The organism is Neobacillus niacini, assembly GCF_030817695.1.
Classification (GTDB): domain Bacteria; phylum Bacillota; class Bacilli; order Bacillales; family Cytobacillaceae; genus Neobacillus; species Neobacillus niacini_F.
The window spans coordinates 616,069-631,130 of the sequence record NZ_JAUSZQ010000002.1 but is presented as its reverse complement, the minus strand read 5'-3'; the positions used below and the strand labels follow the sequence as shown (position 1 = coordinate 631,130).

General features: G+C 42.9%; 15 protein-coding genes and 1 pseudogene. 3 read left to right on the top strand and 13 right to left on the bottom strand.

From position 1 onward, the window contains the following. Positions 1–4: 4 nt before the first annotated feature. Together QFZ28_RS03390 and QFZ28_RS03385 are read right to left on the bottom strand one after the other, a co-directional pair. Positions 5–1,510 carry a mechanosensitive ion channel gene (locus tag QFZ28_RS03390; RefSeq protein WP_307193339.1) on the bottom strand — a complete coding sequence of 502 codons (1,506 nt, stop codon included), beginning with the start codon at positions 1,508–1,510 and terminating at the stop codon, positions 5–7. A gap of 39 nt (positions 1,511–1,549) precedes the next feature. After that, the gene (locus QFZ28_RS03385; protein WP_307193338.1) at positions 1,550–1,711 is read right to left on the bottom strand and encodes a hypothetical protein; all 162 of its coding nucleotides are present in this window, start codon (positions 1,709–1,711) and stop codon (positions 1,550–1,552) included. A gap of 349 nt (positions 1,712–2,060) precedes the next feature. On the opposite strand from QFZ28_RS03385, the gene QFZ28_RS03380 reads away from it, so the two are divergent. From QFZ28_RS03380 to QFZ28_RS03370, 3 genes are all read left to right on the top strand, one after another. Continuing rightward, entirely contained in the window at positions 2,061–2,309 is a 249-nt protein-coding gene (locus tag QFZ28_RS03380; RefSeq protein ID WP_307193337.1) for a hypothetical protein, read from the top strand. A gap of 43 nt (positions 2,310–2,352) precedes the next feature. Then, positions 2,353–2,523, top strand: coding sequence for a CsbD family protein (locus tag QFZ28_RS03375; RefSeq protein ID WP_307193336.1), 171 nt, complete (start codon positions 2,353–2,355; stop codon positions 2,521–2,523). 61 nt (positions 2,524–2,584) lie between these two features. Then, the gene (locus QFZ28_RS03370) at positions 2,585–3,184 is read left to right on the top strand and encodes a general stress protein (protein ID WP_307193335.1); all 600 of its coding nucleotides are present in this window, start codon (positions 2,585–2,587) and stop codon (positions 3,182–3,184) included. A 132-nt stretch (positions 3,185–3,316) separates the two neighbouring features. Here QFZ28_RS03370 and nuoN read toward each other — a convergent pair whose 3' ends face one another. The 11 genes and pseudogenes from nuoN to QFZ28_RS03315 form a co-directional block, all read right to left on the bottom strand. Continuing rightward, positions 3,317–4,834, bottom strand: a complete 1,518-nt coding sequence (nuoN, locus tag QFZ28_RS03365) for an NADH-quinone oxidoreductase subunit NuoN (protein WP_307193334.1) — start codon at positions 4,832–4,834, stop codon at positions 3,317–3,319. Positions 4,835–4,840: 6 nt separating this feature from the next. Next, positions 4,841–6,349, bottom strand: a complete 1,509-nt coding sequence (locus QFZ28_RS03360; protein ID WP_307193333.1) for a complex I subunit 4 family protein — start codon at positions 6,347–6,349, stop codon at positions 4,841–4,843. A 1-nt stretch (position 6,350) separates the two neighbouring features. Further along, positions 6,351–8,214 (bottom strand): annotated as a pseudogene (nuoL, locus tag QFZ28_RS03355) (NADH-quinone oxidoreductase subunit L). 211 nt (positions 8,215–8,425) lie between these two features. Continuing rightward, a complete protein-coding gene (nuoK, locus tag QFZ28_RS03350; protein ID WP_063255620.1) occupies positions 8,426–8,740 on the bottom strand; it encodes an NADH-quinone oxidoreductase subunit NuoK in 315 nt (104 codons plus the stop codon). Then, positions 8,737–9,255, bottom strand: coding sequence for an NADH-quinone oxidoreductase subunit J (locus QFZ28_RS03345; protein WP_307193332.1), 519 nt, complete (start codon positions 9,253–9,255; stop codon positions 8,737–8,739). The genes nuoK and QFZ28_RS03345 overlap by 4 nt, the downstream gene beginning before the upstream one ends. Next, entirely contained in the window at positions 9,252–9,671 is a 420-nt protein-coding gene (nuoI, locus tag QFZ28_RS03340; protein WP_063255622.1) for an NADH-quinone oxidoreductase subunit NuoI, read from the bottom strand. The genes QFZ28_RS03345 and nuoI overlap by 4 nt, the downstream gene beginning before the upstream one ends. A 52-nt stretch (positions 9,672–9,723) precedes the next feature. Continuing rightward, a complete protein-coding gene (nuoH, locus tag QFZ28_RS03335; RefSeq protein ID WP_307193331.1) occupies positions 9,724–10,731 on the bottom strand; it encodes an NADH-quinone oxidoreductase subunit NuoH in 1,008 nt (335 codons plus the stop codon). Then, complete coding sequence (locus tag QFZ28_RS03330) at positions 10,731–11,831, bottom strand: NADH-quinone oxidoreductase subunit D (protein ID WP_179598638.1); 1,101 nt, start codon at positions 11,829–11,831, stop codon at positions 10,731–10,733. The genes nuoH and QFZ28_RS03330 overlap by 1 nt, the downstream gene beginning before the upstream one ends. 3 nt (positions 11,832–11,834) lie before the next feature. Continuing rightward, on the bottom strand, positions 11,835–13,190 hold the full coding sequence (locus QFZ28_RS03325) for an NADH-quinone oxidoreductase subunit C (RefSeq protein ID WP_307193330.1): 1,356 nt from the start codon (positions 13,188–13,190) through the stop codon (positions 11,835–11,837). A gap of 3 nt (positions 13,191–13,193) precedes the next feature. Continuing rightward, the gene (locus QFZ28_RS03320; RefSeq protein WP_063254614.1) at positions 13,194–13,706 is read right to left on the bottom strand and encodes a NuoB/complex I 20 kDa subunit family protein; all 513 of its coding nucleotides are present in this window, start codon (positions 13,704–13,706) and stop codon (positions 13,194–13,196) included. Then, complete coding sequence (locus QFZ28_RS03315) at positions 13,697–14,071, bottom strand: NADH-quinone oxidoreductase subunit A (RefSeq protein WP_179599056.1); 375 nt, start codon at positions 14,069–14,071, stop codon at positions 13,697–13,699. Before QFZ28_RS03315 ends, QFZ28_RS03320 begins: the two co-directional genes overlap by 10 nt. Positions 14,072–15,062: the final 991 nt, after the last annotated feature.

Below are 15,062 nucleotides of genomic sequence, written 5' to 3'. Positions count from 1 at the left end.
TCTCTTATTCTATTATTTTATTATCGATTTTATTGTCCAGTTTACGCAGATATTTGGAAGCAAAGTCTTTTCCTCCAAGTCCAAATGCCAGTCCAAACGCTAATGCTAATCCGCCTAATAGGAGAATAAATGCAGCATTAACAATGGAGTGCGCTACACCCAGTTGATCTAATGCCATAAAGATGGTAATCGTAAAGATGGCATACTTCGCAACAGCAGCCAGGGTATTAGAATAGCTGTTCTTTAGGATATTTTGTAAGATACGCTGTACTAAGTTACCAAGATATAAACCGATGCCTAAGATAATAAGGGCGGCAAACAACATTGGTAAATACGAAATTACCCCTGTTCCAAGAACGACAAGGAACTCCAATTGAACAATTTGTAAGGCTTCGACCGTAAATAATAAAATAACAACAATTTTTGCTAGCATCCCAATAATTTGAGAAAGTGTGTAGGTGGATTGCTCCGGTTTCAGTGAGCCGAGACCCATATGGTTAAAGACATTATCAACCTTTAAGCGCCAAAGCATTTGTGAAACGACTTTCTCCACCCATTTTCCAAGCCAAATCCCGACTAAAATTAGAATTACCGCTACCGCTATGTTCGGTATAATCGCTACCACATCTTGAAGCATAGCAATTGCTGGATCAGAAATACCCTTTAACTCTAGCTTTTCTAAAGCCGTAATAATGGTTGGGATTAAGATTAAAATAAACACGATGTTTCCGATAATACTAGAAAGACTAATACTATCCTTCGTTTTTACAATTCCTAAACGTTGGCCAAGCTTTTCTGTTCCAATACTGCTTAAGAAGTTTGTTAGAATATCTCGAACTATTTTTGCAATCAGCCAGCCGACAAACAGAATAAGGGCGGCTGCAAATAGTTTAGGTATAAAGGCCAGTAAGGTTGAAAGCGTATCGGCAAATGGTTCTGACACTCCTTCAATCTGCAGGGCTCCTAGTACTCCAGGTAAAAACAGTAACAGGACGAAATAGAAGATTGCCTTTGCAATACCGTTTACCTTGTCTACCGCTTCACTTTGACTAATCGCGATTTTCCATTGAACGAAACGGCGTTCCAAATGAACCACAGCTGCTCCCTTTTTAAAAAGGATACGGAGCAGCGAAGCAACACCCCAAGCAAATAATAAAATAAGGGCAGCTTTTAGCAAGTTTGGAATCGCTGCTGTAATCATCGTCAGCATTTGTACGAGTGGTGTTGCAATTAAGCTTAAGTTAAGCATATTAAAAAAGATAATCCACACCACTACGAGTAAGATATAATAAACTATTTTTCCTATTATGATTTCAGAAGAATATTTCTTTGTTCCAACGTTTGCAAACAACTTATCATCAAATTTTGTTCTCCTGAGAAGGGCTTCCACACTTTTACCAATGCTTTTGGCAATCAACCAGCCAACCAATAAGACTAGAAGGGCAAATAATAGGTTCGGAAGCTGATAAAAGTACGAGGTCCACCCCGCCATCATTTCGTTTACATTCATTCTACCAATCTCCTTTTCTACTTTTTACTTGATTAGACACTAGTTTGTTTCTGGATTTTTGTTATCTTGATCATCCTTTTGTTCTCCGTCTGTTACTCCATTGTCCTGGTCCACTCCATCTCCACAGCCTGTCAGTGCACCAAATGTTAAAGCAAATACCATACCTGTCATGATTAATTTCTTTTTCCATGTTTTTTCCATTGTTATTTCCTCCTTTAATTTGTCTAGTATGCTTTTACCCTTTTAGTTAGTGACCTAAACAAAAAAATGTTCATTTTCTATCAAGCAAATGTTTTTTTAAAAAAACTATTTAATAGAAAGAAAACGGATTTCAAGCATTTTTGTCCTAAAAAAAGTTTCAGAACTTTATGAATGGGAATATAAAAAGGGCAGAACAAAACACGACGAAGGGAGCTAAAGAGGCATGAGTTTAATAGAGGCTACAAAAGCTAAATTATCACTACATTCCTGCAATAACTCGCTTTGGTATCAGGATTCTTAACAATAAAACCCTTATGCATCGTACAAAAGTTTCTTGGAGGTGTTAACCATGAAGAAAAGTTTACTAGTCGGTGGATTGGCCGTTTCCCTTACCTTTGCCGGATTAACGGGCTGTGGTGATGGAGTCGACCAAGATAATGGAGTCAGTGATGGAAAACAGAATGATGAAGTAGATAAGAACACAAAGCAAAAAGTGGATGAAACCGTCAATACAGTTGAAAAGGAATTAAAACAAGCACAAAAAGAGTTAGAAAAGAAAGTTGAGGATAACGGGGTTGGTGATGGTGTTAACCAATAGCCCTGGTGGGCAGTAAAAATAAAAAACTAGGAGGCTGAACAATATGAATAAAGATAAAATGAATGGATATGTAGATACAGTTAAAGGAAAGGCCAAAGAACAATGGGGTAAATTAACCGATGATCGTTCGACAGAAACTGAAGGCAAAGTCGATCAAGTTAAAGGTAAAGTACAAGAAGAAGCTGGGAAAGTAAAGGATAGATTATCAAGATAGTTATTGTGTAATACTGCCAAACTATCAATCTTTTTAAATAAACAAAGAGGAGGAATTAAAAATGGACAGGGTTGAAAGGAATGTTGTAGGTGTTTATGACTCCGAACAGGAAGCAATCATTGCGATTGAGGATCTTGTTAAACAAGGATACGACAAACAAGATATCTATGTCATTGGTAAAGACCTCAAAAATGTGAATTATATTGCGGATGAGACAGGTACTGTTGCTGAAGAAACTGCTGCTACAGGTGCGTTAGCAGGTGGAACCCTCGGAGGGTTAACAGGGCTGCTAGTAGGAGTAGGTGCGCTGGCAATTCCCGGAGTGGGACCAATTATCGCGGCGGGTCCAATTGCGTCTAGTTTAATTGGAGCTGTAGCGGGTGCCGGCTTAGGTGGATTAACGGGAGCACTGATTGCAATCGGAATTCCAGACGATGAAGCTGAATACTATGGGAACTCCGTTAAAGAAGGTAAAATACTGGTTTTAACGAAAAATAGAATCACTCCTAATCAGGATGACAGGAATACATTAGCGGCAGCAAACAATAGCTCAATGGCACAAGATTGGGATGAACTGAAGAGGCTTGGCAATGAAATGAAAAATAGTGATTCTAAGGATGACCTGCATGAAAAGAGACAAGTCCCAGATCCCATTCAGTAATAACCACAAAAAAACGGTCCCTTTAAAGGACCGTTTTTCTTGTTAAGGAGAGGCCCCCATGCCTCTTCTTTTACTATATATTGTTACCCCTCTTATTGACCTAGACCGGGTTCTTCCCCCAAAGTTACCGGTCTATTGTAGAAAGTCTGAGAATTGGTTAAAGTTTTCGTTCACGAAGTCAATCGCGATATCTGGGAACACACCAAACAGTATCGACGCTACGACCGTAACGATTAAGACAACCAGTATTCCGACTGGAATTTTGGTAAATTTGCTATCGTCCGCTGCTGGGCGGAAGAACATTTGTGTCATGATACCGAAGTAGTAGAAGTAAGACACTACAGTTGTGGCAATCATAACGGATGCCAGTACATAATGCGGTTCCTGCACCATGAAGGCACCGATAAAGATGTTTAACTTACCAATGAAACCTGCCGTACCTGGGAAGCCAGCTAAAGCGATTAACAAGATTCCCATTGTGACTGCTAACACAGGTGAACGTCGGTACAATCCTGCAAAATCAGCAATCTTTGTTGAACCAGTTTTTTCCTCCACTAATTGGATGATAGCAAAAGCCCCTAGGTTCATGAACAGGTAGGCTAATAGGTAGAACCAAACACTGTAAAAGAAGTTCGAACTCAGTGTTGTAAAAGCAACGAGGATGTAACCGGCGTGCGCAATACTTGAGTACGCAAACATCCTTTTAATATTGCTTTGTTTCAGAGCAACAACGTTTCCGATAATCATTGTAGCTCCGGCAACAACCGCGATATAGTCCTGCATGTTATAAAGAATTGGTATTGAGCCAGGGCCTTCTGTAGCTGCTACACCAAAGACCGATATTAAAATACGAGCAACAATTACGAAACCTGCTGTTTTTGAAACAACACTCAAAAATGCGGTAACTGGTGTTGGTGCTCCCTGATACACGTCTGGCGCCCACATATGGAACGGAGCTGCCGCCAATTTAAAGCCTAAACCAACGAAAATCATTAAGAATGCCAGTCCTAGCAAATACGCATGCTGGGCGTCAGCCAAGGCCTGAAGCGCTCCAGCGATAGCTAATAAATTTGTTGTGCCTGTTAAACCGTATACATAGCTCATACCGAACAATGTAATCGCAGTTGCAATCGAACCGTTGATAACATATTTCATTGCCGACTCGTTTGATTGCAAATTACGTTTGCGAATACCTGCTAAAATATAAGAAGAAATTGATAACAACTCTAACCCGATAAATAACGTGATTAAGTCACCGCTGGAAGTCATAATCATTCCGCCGAGTAATCCGGTTAGGAATAAATAATAAAATTCACCGCGGTATTCATCCATCCCCTCATCACCCTTGTAGGAGACTGCTAAAAATAGTACAAGTGCTGCCCCTGCAAGCAGAAGGAGTTTGAATGCTTTTCCAAAAGAATCAAGACGGAAGGTGTCCTCTAAAATAGAATCAGGCGCTGCACCAAGCAGTCCGACTAGGGAAACTATTGCGGCGAAAATCGCGGCAATAGCTATCCAACCGAGGATTCGGCGATCTTGCTTTTTCGGCATAAATAAATCGATTACTGTGAGAAGCGCTGCTACACCAACGATGATGAACTCTGGTGTCATGATGCTCCAGTTAAATGATGTTAATTCCTCAAGACTCATCCTTCATCACCCTCCTAACCCTAGCATAATCGTTTCAAGTGTGGCTTGAAGCGGTGAGCTTAGAACGCTTGGTACTACCCCAATTAAGACGATTAAAGCGATTAGCACGACAACCGGCACCCATTCGACACCTTTGATATCGACGACTCCGGTAAAGTCACGGTGTGCGTGTCCGTACGTAATACCGAGCACAGCACGTAATAAATAAACAGCGGTCATGATAATCCCGATCGTTCCGACAGCCGCAATCCAAGGCATTTCTTCAAATAAACCTAAGAACGCCATGAATTCGCTGACGAATCCGGACATTCCTGGCAATCCGAGTGAAGCCAATGCACCTGCAAGCAAGAAGCCAGAAGCAATCGGCATTCCCTTTGCCATTCCGCCAAGATTCTCCATAAGAGACGTGTCTGTGCGCTCATAAAAGGCACCGACTAAGAAGAACAATAGCGCTGAGATTAAACCGTGTGACACCACTTGGAAAATTGCACCTTGTACGCCTGCTTCATTCAGCGCCGCTAACCCGATTAACACGATTCCCATGTGAGAAATCGAAGAGTAAGCCAACACCATTTTAAAGTCTGTTTGAATGAACGCTAGGAATGCTCCGTAAAGAAGGTTTACCACTCCAAGGATGGCTAAGAGTACCGCAAGGCTTTCAAACTGCTCCGGAAAAATTCCCATTCCAAAGCGAATTAACCCGTACGCACCGATTTTCAATAGAATACCAGAGTGAATCATAACAATCGATGGCGGTGCCTGCACGTGGACCCGAAGCATCCAGCTGTGTAACGGAAAGATTGGCAGCTTGACGCCAAAAGCAACTAAAAGCGCAATCAATAAGCCTAGTTTTAAATCACTCGTAATCGGAACATTTGGATCGCTCATAATCTGCGTGAGCATTTCAATGTTGGTGGTTCCTGTTTTTGCAAATAGAATCATAATCACAATTAACAGTACGGCTGAGCCTAAACCGTTATAGATTAAGAAACTGTAAGCGGCTTTTTCTTTTTCAAAATAACCCCATTTTCCGATTAAGAAAAAGGTTGGGATTAAAGTAATTTCAAAGAATAAGAAAAATAGAATTAAGTTTTCAGCTGTAAATACTCCAAGCATTCCGATTTCAAGCAGCAGGAACAGCATGAAGTAGCCTTTCCATTCGTGTTTCACATAAATGGAGGCAATCGCAGCAAGTGTTGCCACTACTGCTGTTAGTACAACTAAAAGCATCGTAAAGCCATCAACACCAAGTTCATAGTTTACTGCCCAGAATCCAGCCTCCGCACCCTGAAGTCCGCCGAAGGTAATCCATTCTTTAGCAACATCAAAGTCACTCAAACTCTTGCCCCATAAATAATGGAGATAAAGTCCAACGGCAACTCCTAATGCTGGAAGTGTAGCTAGGAAGCCTACAATTTTTATACTCTTTTCTTCTGTTTTAGGCATGAACGCTAAAACGATAATTCCGAGTAACGGGGAGAATACTAATAGTGATAGAACGAAAGAAAGATCCATTTTATAAGTACCCCCCTGTTAACACAAAGATGACCGCAAGCAGTGCCAAGCCGATAAATGCTACAGCTGCATAGGTTTGCGTTTGACCGGTTTGCAGCTTCGATCCGGCTGCTCCAAGACCTTGAACAATGCCTGCAACACCCTTCATGATTCCTTCAACTAGGAAGACATCTATGAAGCGTAAGAAGTAGCTAATACCTTTTGTGACGGCAACTACTGTCATTTGATAAAATTCGTCAATGTAGTATTTGTTCAGCAAAATACTGTGAAGCGTATCGCCGCTGCCTGACAGCCAGTTGCGTGCGATGGAACGCTTATAGTAAATCAGGTAAGCAAGGTAGATACCTGCTAAAGAAACAACGGTTGCCGCAATCATAATCCAGATTGGTCCTTCGACATGTCCATGTCCTAATGCTTCGTTGCCATTAACAAGCCATTCGCCAAGATTGTGGTTGAATGGTGTTTGAACGTACCCAGCGATAACCGCTAACACACCAAGAACGATCATTGGGAACGTCATCATCGATGGTGATTCGTGTACATTTTTCATTGGTGTTCTCGGTTCTCCTGTAAAAACCATGAAGAACAAACGGAACATATAAAATGCGGTCATAAATGCCGCAGCAAGCGCGAGTAAGAACAAGACTGGATGTCCGCCTTCCCAGGCTGCGATTAAAATTTCATCTTTACTGAAGAACCCTGAAAATAATGGCACACCGCTAATGGCCAGTGTTCCAATTAAGAATAATGGTGCGGTAAGCTTTAGCTTTTTCCAAAGACCGCCCATTTCTTCGATGTTCTGAGTGTGTACCGCATGAATAACGCTCCCGGCAGCTAAGAATAGCAATGCTTTAAAGAAAGCATGTGTCATCAAATGGAATACACCCGCAACATAGCCTGCAGAGCCTAATGCTAGCATCATATAACCGAGCTGGCTGACCGTTGAATAGGCTAAAACACGTTTAATATCGGTTTGTACAAGACCGATGCTAGCTGCAAAAATGGCCGTAAATGCACCAATGATGGCAACAGTTAAAAGTGCTGTTTCACTCGCTGCGAACAACGGGAAAAGAGAAGCAACTAAGTAAACACCGGCCGCAACCATTGTCGCCGCGTGGATTAAGGCAGAAACTGGTGTCGGACCTTCCATCGCGTCCGGCAGCCATGTGTGAAGTGGGAATTGACCTGATTTACCAACAGCTCCGATGAAGATTAAAATGGCTGTTAACGTAATCATCGTGCTTGAAACAGCGCCAGACTCCACGGCACGGAAAATTTCACTGTATTCAAAGCTTCTTGTTTCCCAGAATAATAAAATCATCCCGATTAAGAGACCAACGGTCCCCGATACGGGTCATAATGAACGCTTTTTTTGCCGCAGCCTTCGCTTCTTCTTTGTAGAAATAGAATCCAATTAAGAGGAAGGAACCGACTCCGACAAGCTCCCAGAAAATATAAGTTTGCAGCAAGTTTGGCGAGATGACTAGCCCAAGCATTGCAAACGTAAATAGTCCTAAATAGGCATAGAATACTGGAAACCGCTCATCCCCGTGCATATATCCTTTTGAATATGTATGTACCAGGAAGCTGACGAGCGAGACAATTACTAGCATTAATGCATTCAATTGATTCACTTCAAAGCCCGCTGTTAAAGAAATATCTCCTATCCTGAGCCACTCCGTTGAAGTCTTAAACGTTGGTTCCGTGAACCTTTCGAACAACACCAACAACGAATATACTAGCGAGGCCAACGTAAGCAGAATACCCACGTACGCACTCGCATCCTTCAGCCGCTTACCAAATAGAAGAAGAATCAAAAACGATAATAGCGGGAAAAGCGGTATGATCCATGCATTTTCCATCATCATCACAATCCCCTTTTTTAGAAATGGTGCCTGTCACCTGTGGTGAATTTTTAATAAAATTCACTAGGTGAATTTTTTCTATAAAATTCACCGGGTGGACACTGTCCACTGAGGAAGTACACCAATAATTACCAATTTGTCCACCTGAGACGGACAGTGTCTTTCTGCGGTGACAGGCACCGCAGTGTTGAAAATTTATTAGCTACTAAAATTAGTTTTTCATTGTGTCCATATCATCGATGTTGACGGTTTTGCGGTTGCGGTATAAGGCCATTAGGATGGCTAGACCCACTGCTGCTTCTGCAGCGGCTACGCAAATCGTAAACAGAGCGAAGATTTGACCGGTGATGGATGGTGCTACACCGTATTTGCTGAAGGTTACCAGGTTAATATTAACGGCATTCAGCATTAATTCGATCGAGATGAGGACGATGACGGTGTTTCGTTTTGTCAATGCCCCGTATAAGCCGATACAGAATAGTATCAGTGCGAGTGCCAGGAAGGCTGAAGCAGGAACTGAACTCATTCCTTGTCACTCTCCTTCTCGTCTTTCTTCGCCAGAACAATCGCTCCAACAAGTGCCACTAATAGTAAAACAGATGTTAATTCAAATGGAATGACCCATTTAGAGTAAAGGGCTTCCCCTATTTTCATTGTATTGTCCACATGTAAGTCCGTTGGTACCTGTACCACGTTGAAATCATAGATTCCAATGTAGACCGCAGCTGCAAATCCGAGTATACCTAGAAATAATAGAACCTTTCTTCCTCTGCCTGTGGTGGTTTCCCCTTCATCATCATGCTTCGTTAACATGATTCCAAATAACATGATAATCGTGATCGCACCAGAATAAATCAAGATTTGAACCGCTGCGACAAATTCAGCTGACAGCAGCACGTAAATACCTGCAATGCTGACAAACGTAAAAATGAGGGCCACGACCATGTGCACGACTTTGGTAAGGTTCAATAACAGGACACCGCCAATGATGGCGACAAGGGCGAGGCCCATAAATGCGATAAACTCGCCTGTGATTGTCATGGTTTATTCACCTGCCGTACATTTTCGTCGTTCTCATCTAACCATTCAAGGTTTTTAAATAACATATCACGGCTGTATGACGCTAACTCAAAGTTATTGGTCATGACAATCGCTTCAGTCGGGCAAACCTCCGTACAGAGGTCACATAGGATACAAATCTCGAAATTGATATCATACGTATCAATGATTTTCCCTTTTTTCGTTGGATCCGGATGTTTTTTACCCGTTAAATTAATACACTCTGTCGGGCAAATATTCATGCACTGATTACACACGATACACTTTTCCGGATAGAACTTTTGAATACCGCGAAAGCGGTCCGGAAGCGGAAGCGGCTCATCAGGATAATTATAGGTTACCTTTTCTTTCGTCAGCTGTTTTAGGGTATATTTCAAGCCTTTTGTAAATCCAAGCACGTTTTTCACCCCTTTGTTTATTTAGAATTACTCTAATGTGGTGCCTATCACCCTAGAAAAATAATGTTTTGATTAACGCTGTTAAGAAGATGTTTGCTAATGCGACTGGGAATAGTACTTTCCACGCGAATTCCATTAATCGGTCGATTCGGAAACGCGGAAGTGTAGCCCGTAACCAGAAGTAAACAAAGACGACGATACAGAATTTGAGTGCAAACCATACTGCGCCTGGGATAAATCCTAATATATCCAGCGGCGGCAGCCATCCACCTAAGAAAATGACGGTGATCAAGGATGACATCGCAAACATGTAAACATATTCTGTGAGCATAAAAAATGCCCAACGGAATCCTGAGTACTCAACAAAGTATCCGGCAACCAGCTCGTTCTCAGATTCAGGAAGGTCAAATGGCGTCCGGTTTAATTCTGCAATCGATGCAATGAAAAATACGACAAACGCAACTGGCTGCAAAAGAATAAACCAAGCTGTTTCTCCCTGTTGTGCGACGATATCATTTAAGTTTAAGCTTCCGGTTAATAGGATAACTCCTAGTACAGACATAACGAGCGGTATTTCATAGGAGATCATCTGCGCGCCTGCACGCATGCCCCCTAGAAGCGCATATTTATTGTTAGATGCCCAGCCGCCGAGAACCATTCCAAAAATCGTCATACCAGAAACGGCAATATAATAGAGCAGGCCAACCCCGATATCAGCAAATTGAAATTTGTCGGTAAACGGGATGGTCGCCATTACCATAAAGGCCGGCGTAAAGGCAATGATTGGCGCTATGATAAATAACGGCTTGTCGGCTGCCTTTGGAATAATATCTTCTTTTAATAAGAGTTTAAGAACGTCGGCTGCCGTCTGCAACAATCCCCACTTACCGCCGAGCTGGTTAGGGCCGTGACGGGCCTGCATGTATCCTAAAACCTTTCGTTCAGCTAATATCGCATAGGTTACGAAACCTAAGACTACTAATAGTAAGACAACCGCGAGTAAAAAGAAGATTCCAAAGTTCATCAAGCCTGGACTGGATTGGAGTAAATCCTCTACCATTAGCCGTCCACCTCCCCAAGGACAATGTCAACTGCCCCTAAAATCGCAATCAAGTTTGCAATGTTTTCGCCTACTAATAATTTCGGGAGAATTTGCAGATTATAGAATGATGGTCTTCTAAACTTTAAGCGGTACGGTTCTTTTTTTCCGTCACTCGAAATATAGCAGCCAATTTCTCCACGCGGAGATTCAATTCTTACAAAAGCTTCTCCTTTTGGTGCTTTGATAATTTTTGGTACTTTCGCCATAATTTCGCCTTCAGCAGGGAATTGTTCACATGCCTGCTCCAGGATTTTCAATGATTCTTCGATTTCTTCAAGACGCACATGGTAGCGGGCTAAACAATCGCCTTCGTCCCTTGTGACGACATTGAAGTCAAAGCGGTCATAAATGGAATATGGCTCATCTTTACGAAGATCCCACTTCACCCCGGTACTGCGAAGATTTGGACCGCTGAGTGAATAGTTGATGGCATCCTCTTTTGAATAAACGCCAACCCCTTTTACACGGTCTAAAAAGATTTCATTTCCGGATACGAGGTTGTGATACCCCTTCAGCTGTTCGCGCAAATAAGGTACAAATTCCCTTACTCCGTCAACCCAGCCTTCTGGAGCGTCCCACTTAACCCCGCCAACACGCATATAGTTGAAGGTCAAACGAGCACCTGATAATTCGTTAAGCATATTGATAATCATTTCACGATCACGGAACGCATAAATGAATGGACTTGTCGCACCAAGGTCAAGGATGTACGTTCCCCATGCAACCAGGTGGCTGGCAATACGCCCTAATTCCATCGCCATAACACGAAGGAAGTCAGCACGTTCCGGAACTTGAATTCCCATCATCGTTTCAACAGCATGACAGATAACATAGTTGTTTGTCATCGCCGACAAATAGTCCATCCGGTCAGTATATGGGATAATTTGTGTATATTGCAGGTTCTCGGCCAATTTTTCCGTTCCGCGGTGTAAATAACCGATGACTGGGGTTGCTTCTGTAATGATTTCCCCATCAATCTTTACTACTAGCCGGAATACTCCGTGCGTACTTGGATGCTGAGGACCGACGTTTAGCAGCATTTCTTCAGTTCTGATCATTGGTTACACCTCCACATCATACTGTTCATAATCTTTACGCAGTGGATAGCCAACCCAATCTTCTCCTAGCAAAATCCGATGTAAATTCGGATGTCCAGTAAACTTAATTCCTAATAAATCATAAGCTTCGCACTCAGGCCAGTTAGCACCTGCCCAAATAGGCTGCAAGGACTCGATTGTTGGTTCATCGCGGTCAATCTTTACTTTTAACGCCACTGATTGGCGATTTTTGTATGAGAATAAGTGAACATAAATTTCCATATGTGTGACAAAATCAGTTCCATGCAGCTCAGAGAGATAATCAAACCCAAGGAGCTCATTGTATTTTAAAAATTGAGCTACTTTGAAATATGTATCTTTCTTCGCAACAAGTGTAGGAACATCTTTCGATAATTTATTAATATAAGAATCTTCTAAAACATCAGGGCCTAAGTTTTCCTCAATAACCTTCCTGTACTTATCTAAGAAAGGCTGATTTGGTGATGGTGCCGCCGCTACGGTCTCTGCCGGTGCTGCGTCGCCCGCATTTCCAGCTGCTTTTGCCTTGGCTGCTGCCGCCGCTTTGGCTTTTGCCACTGCTGCTGCTTTCGCCTTCGCTTTTTCATCATCGCCAGTCGCCGCAGTGTCCGCCTCACCGGCTCCAGTTGCTTTCGCTTTGGCTGCTGCTGCCGCCTTTGCCTTCGCTGCCGCCGCTGCTTTCGCTTTGGCTGCCGCGGCTGCCTTCGCCTTAGCGTCATCTCCTGCTGGTTCTTCAGATGGTGCTTCGCCGCCTGCTAGCTCCATCGCTTTACGTTTCGCCGCAGCCGCTGCTTTTGCCTTTGCTACCGCCGCCGCTTTTTTCTTCGCAAGATCATCACCGTCATCGCTGGTTTCAGCTTCTGCGGCTGGTGTTTCTTCTGCCGGCGCATTGCCTGCAGCTAACTCCATTGCTTTCCGCTTTGCCGCTGCTGCCGCTTTTGCCTTTGCAACCGCTGCTGCCTTCTTTTTCGCAAGGTCGTCTCCATCCTCTGGTGCTTCAGCCGCTGGCGTTTCTTTTGCAGCCTCGACTGGAACAGGAGTCTCTTCCTCAACAATCCCTTCACGCTTTTTCTTTGCGAGCGCTGCCGCTTTTGCCTTCGCCGCCGCAGCTGCCTTTTTCTTCGCTAAATCTGCACCATCTTCAGCAGGCTTACCCGCCGGCTGCTCTGCTTGGGCTGGCAACTCATTCTGACTAAAACCTTGTTCAGAAGGTTTGTCCTCCTGTTTCGGAGCACCTTGAGATTCTCCTGCTGCCTTCGCCTGACGCTTCGCTAATGCTGCCGCCTTCGCTTTCTCAGCTGCTTCTCTTTTTAATTGATCGAGATCCTTCTCCCCGCTCATCGGTTAGATCACCTTCTTCCCAGTCTTCGCCTCATAGCGAATCTTTTCCTTTAATTTATTAATTCCATAAATTAATGCGGCCGGGTTTGGTGGGCATCCAGGGATATAAACATCAACAGGGACAATTTGATCGACACCCTTAACAACAGAATAAGATTTCACATACGGACCACCTGCAGTTGCGCATGAACCCATCGCAATCACCCATTTCGGCTCTGGCATTTGATCATACAAACGGCGGACAATCGGCGCCATCTTCTTCGTAACCGTACCAGACACAATCATGCAATCCGACTGACGTGGCGACGTCCGGAAAATAGTCCCAAATCGGTCAAGGTCATAGTTTGCTCCGCCAGTACCCATCATTTCAATCGCACAACAAGCCAGACCAAATGTCATCGGCCACAATGAATTACTGCGTGCCCATGCTTTAATTTGCTCTAGCGTTGCAAAAAACACATTTCTTTCTAGTTCTTTCATTTCCTGTGGTGAAAGGTCATCTAGTTTTAAGTCCATCGTAGCACCTTCTTCTTCCAAGCGTAGATTAAGCCAATCAACAGCATAATTACGAAAATCAACATCTCAATTAACGCAAAAACTCCCAGCTTATCATAGGCAACCGCCCATGGATATAAAAACACAGTCTCTACATCAAAAATAACAAACATAAGGGCAAAAATATAATAGCGGACATTGAACTGTACACGGGAATCGTGAAATGGATCAATACCGCTTTCATATGTGGTATACTTCTCGACACTCGGCTTATGAGGACGCAAAAGCTTACCTAAATATAACGCCACCAACGGCAACAGCACCCCAAGACAGAGGAACACAAAAACTATCAGATAATTATTCTGATATAAATTCAAAAGTTCCATGCCCATCCCCTCCAATGTTGTAAATTTTCATAACAATGAAATTTGTAACCGATAACATTATAGCACTGTTACAACTTTGTGTCGACAACACCACCCCATTAAAATTGGAAATTCTATCGCCGCAAAACTTCTCAATTCAAGCGTTTGAGACCTCGCTCTCAAAAACGCCTTGAATTGAGAAGTTTTGCAAGCTTACGCGACAGCGGAAGCGCAATGTGCGTTAGCACATGGCGATAGAATTTCCAATTTTGTCCGCAGGCTGGTTTGTCGATACAAAGCCCCCACCCCCTGAGCGTTTGCGTGATCTCGCAGAAAAGGCTCCCAGAAATCACTTCAGAGATGACGCAAGAGCGAACTGCAAAACCTTGAACCTCATGCACGTGATCTGAAGCGGAGCGAAAGATGACGTGCCTAGCACTTGGCTCAAAAGAGCCAAAAGTTCCCTATATCGACATTAAATAACAAAAATATATAATTGTCAGTGAGAATTGTCATAAAAAATACACCAAATCGTACCCTTTAATACAAAAAACATCGATTTAAACTAGTCAAAACTCAATATTTAAATAACAAATCGTACAACCCACAACACCATCATATTCACAATAAACCAAATCATTCAAAACTTTCTATTAAAAAGGAATAAATATAATCAACATCCTACTAATTTCCTATAAATGCCAGTCGCAAGACTGGCCATCATCATTTTCTCCCTCAAAATACGCCTCAAATATCCACTTCACCAATTCGGGATACGCATAATACCTAGCTCCCCATCTCCTATCTGCCAATTCTCCTCCTCTACCCGCCAATTTCTCACTCTTACCTGCATTTTTCTTTCCTCACCTGCATAAACCATTTGTTTACCTGCCTAATTAATTCTGCCCTCTTCTAAACGCTGAAAAAGACAGTCGTAAGACTGGCTCAGGCATTTTCGATTCATGATTGATATGCATTCTATTCCTTCCCGTAATCTAAAGCAGTCATAAGA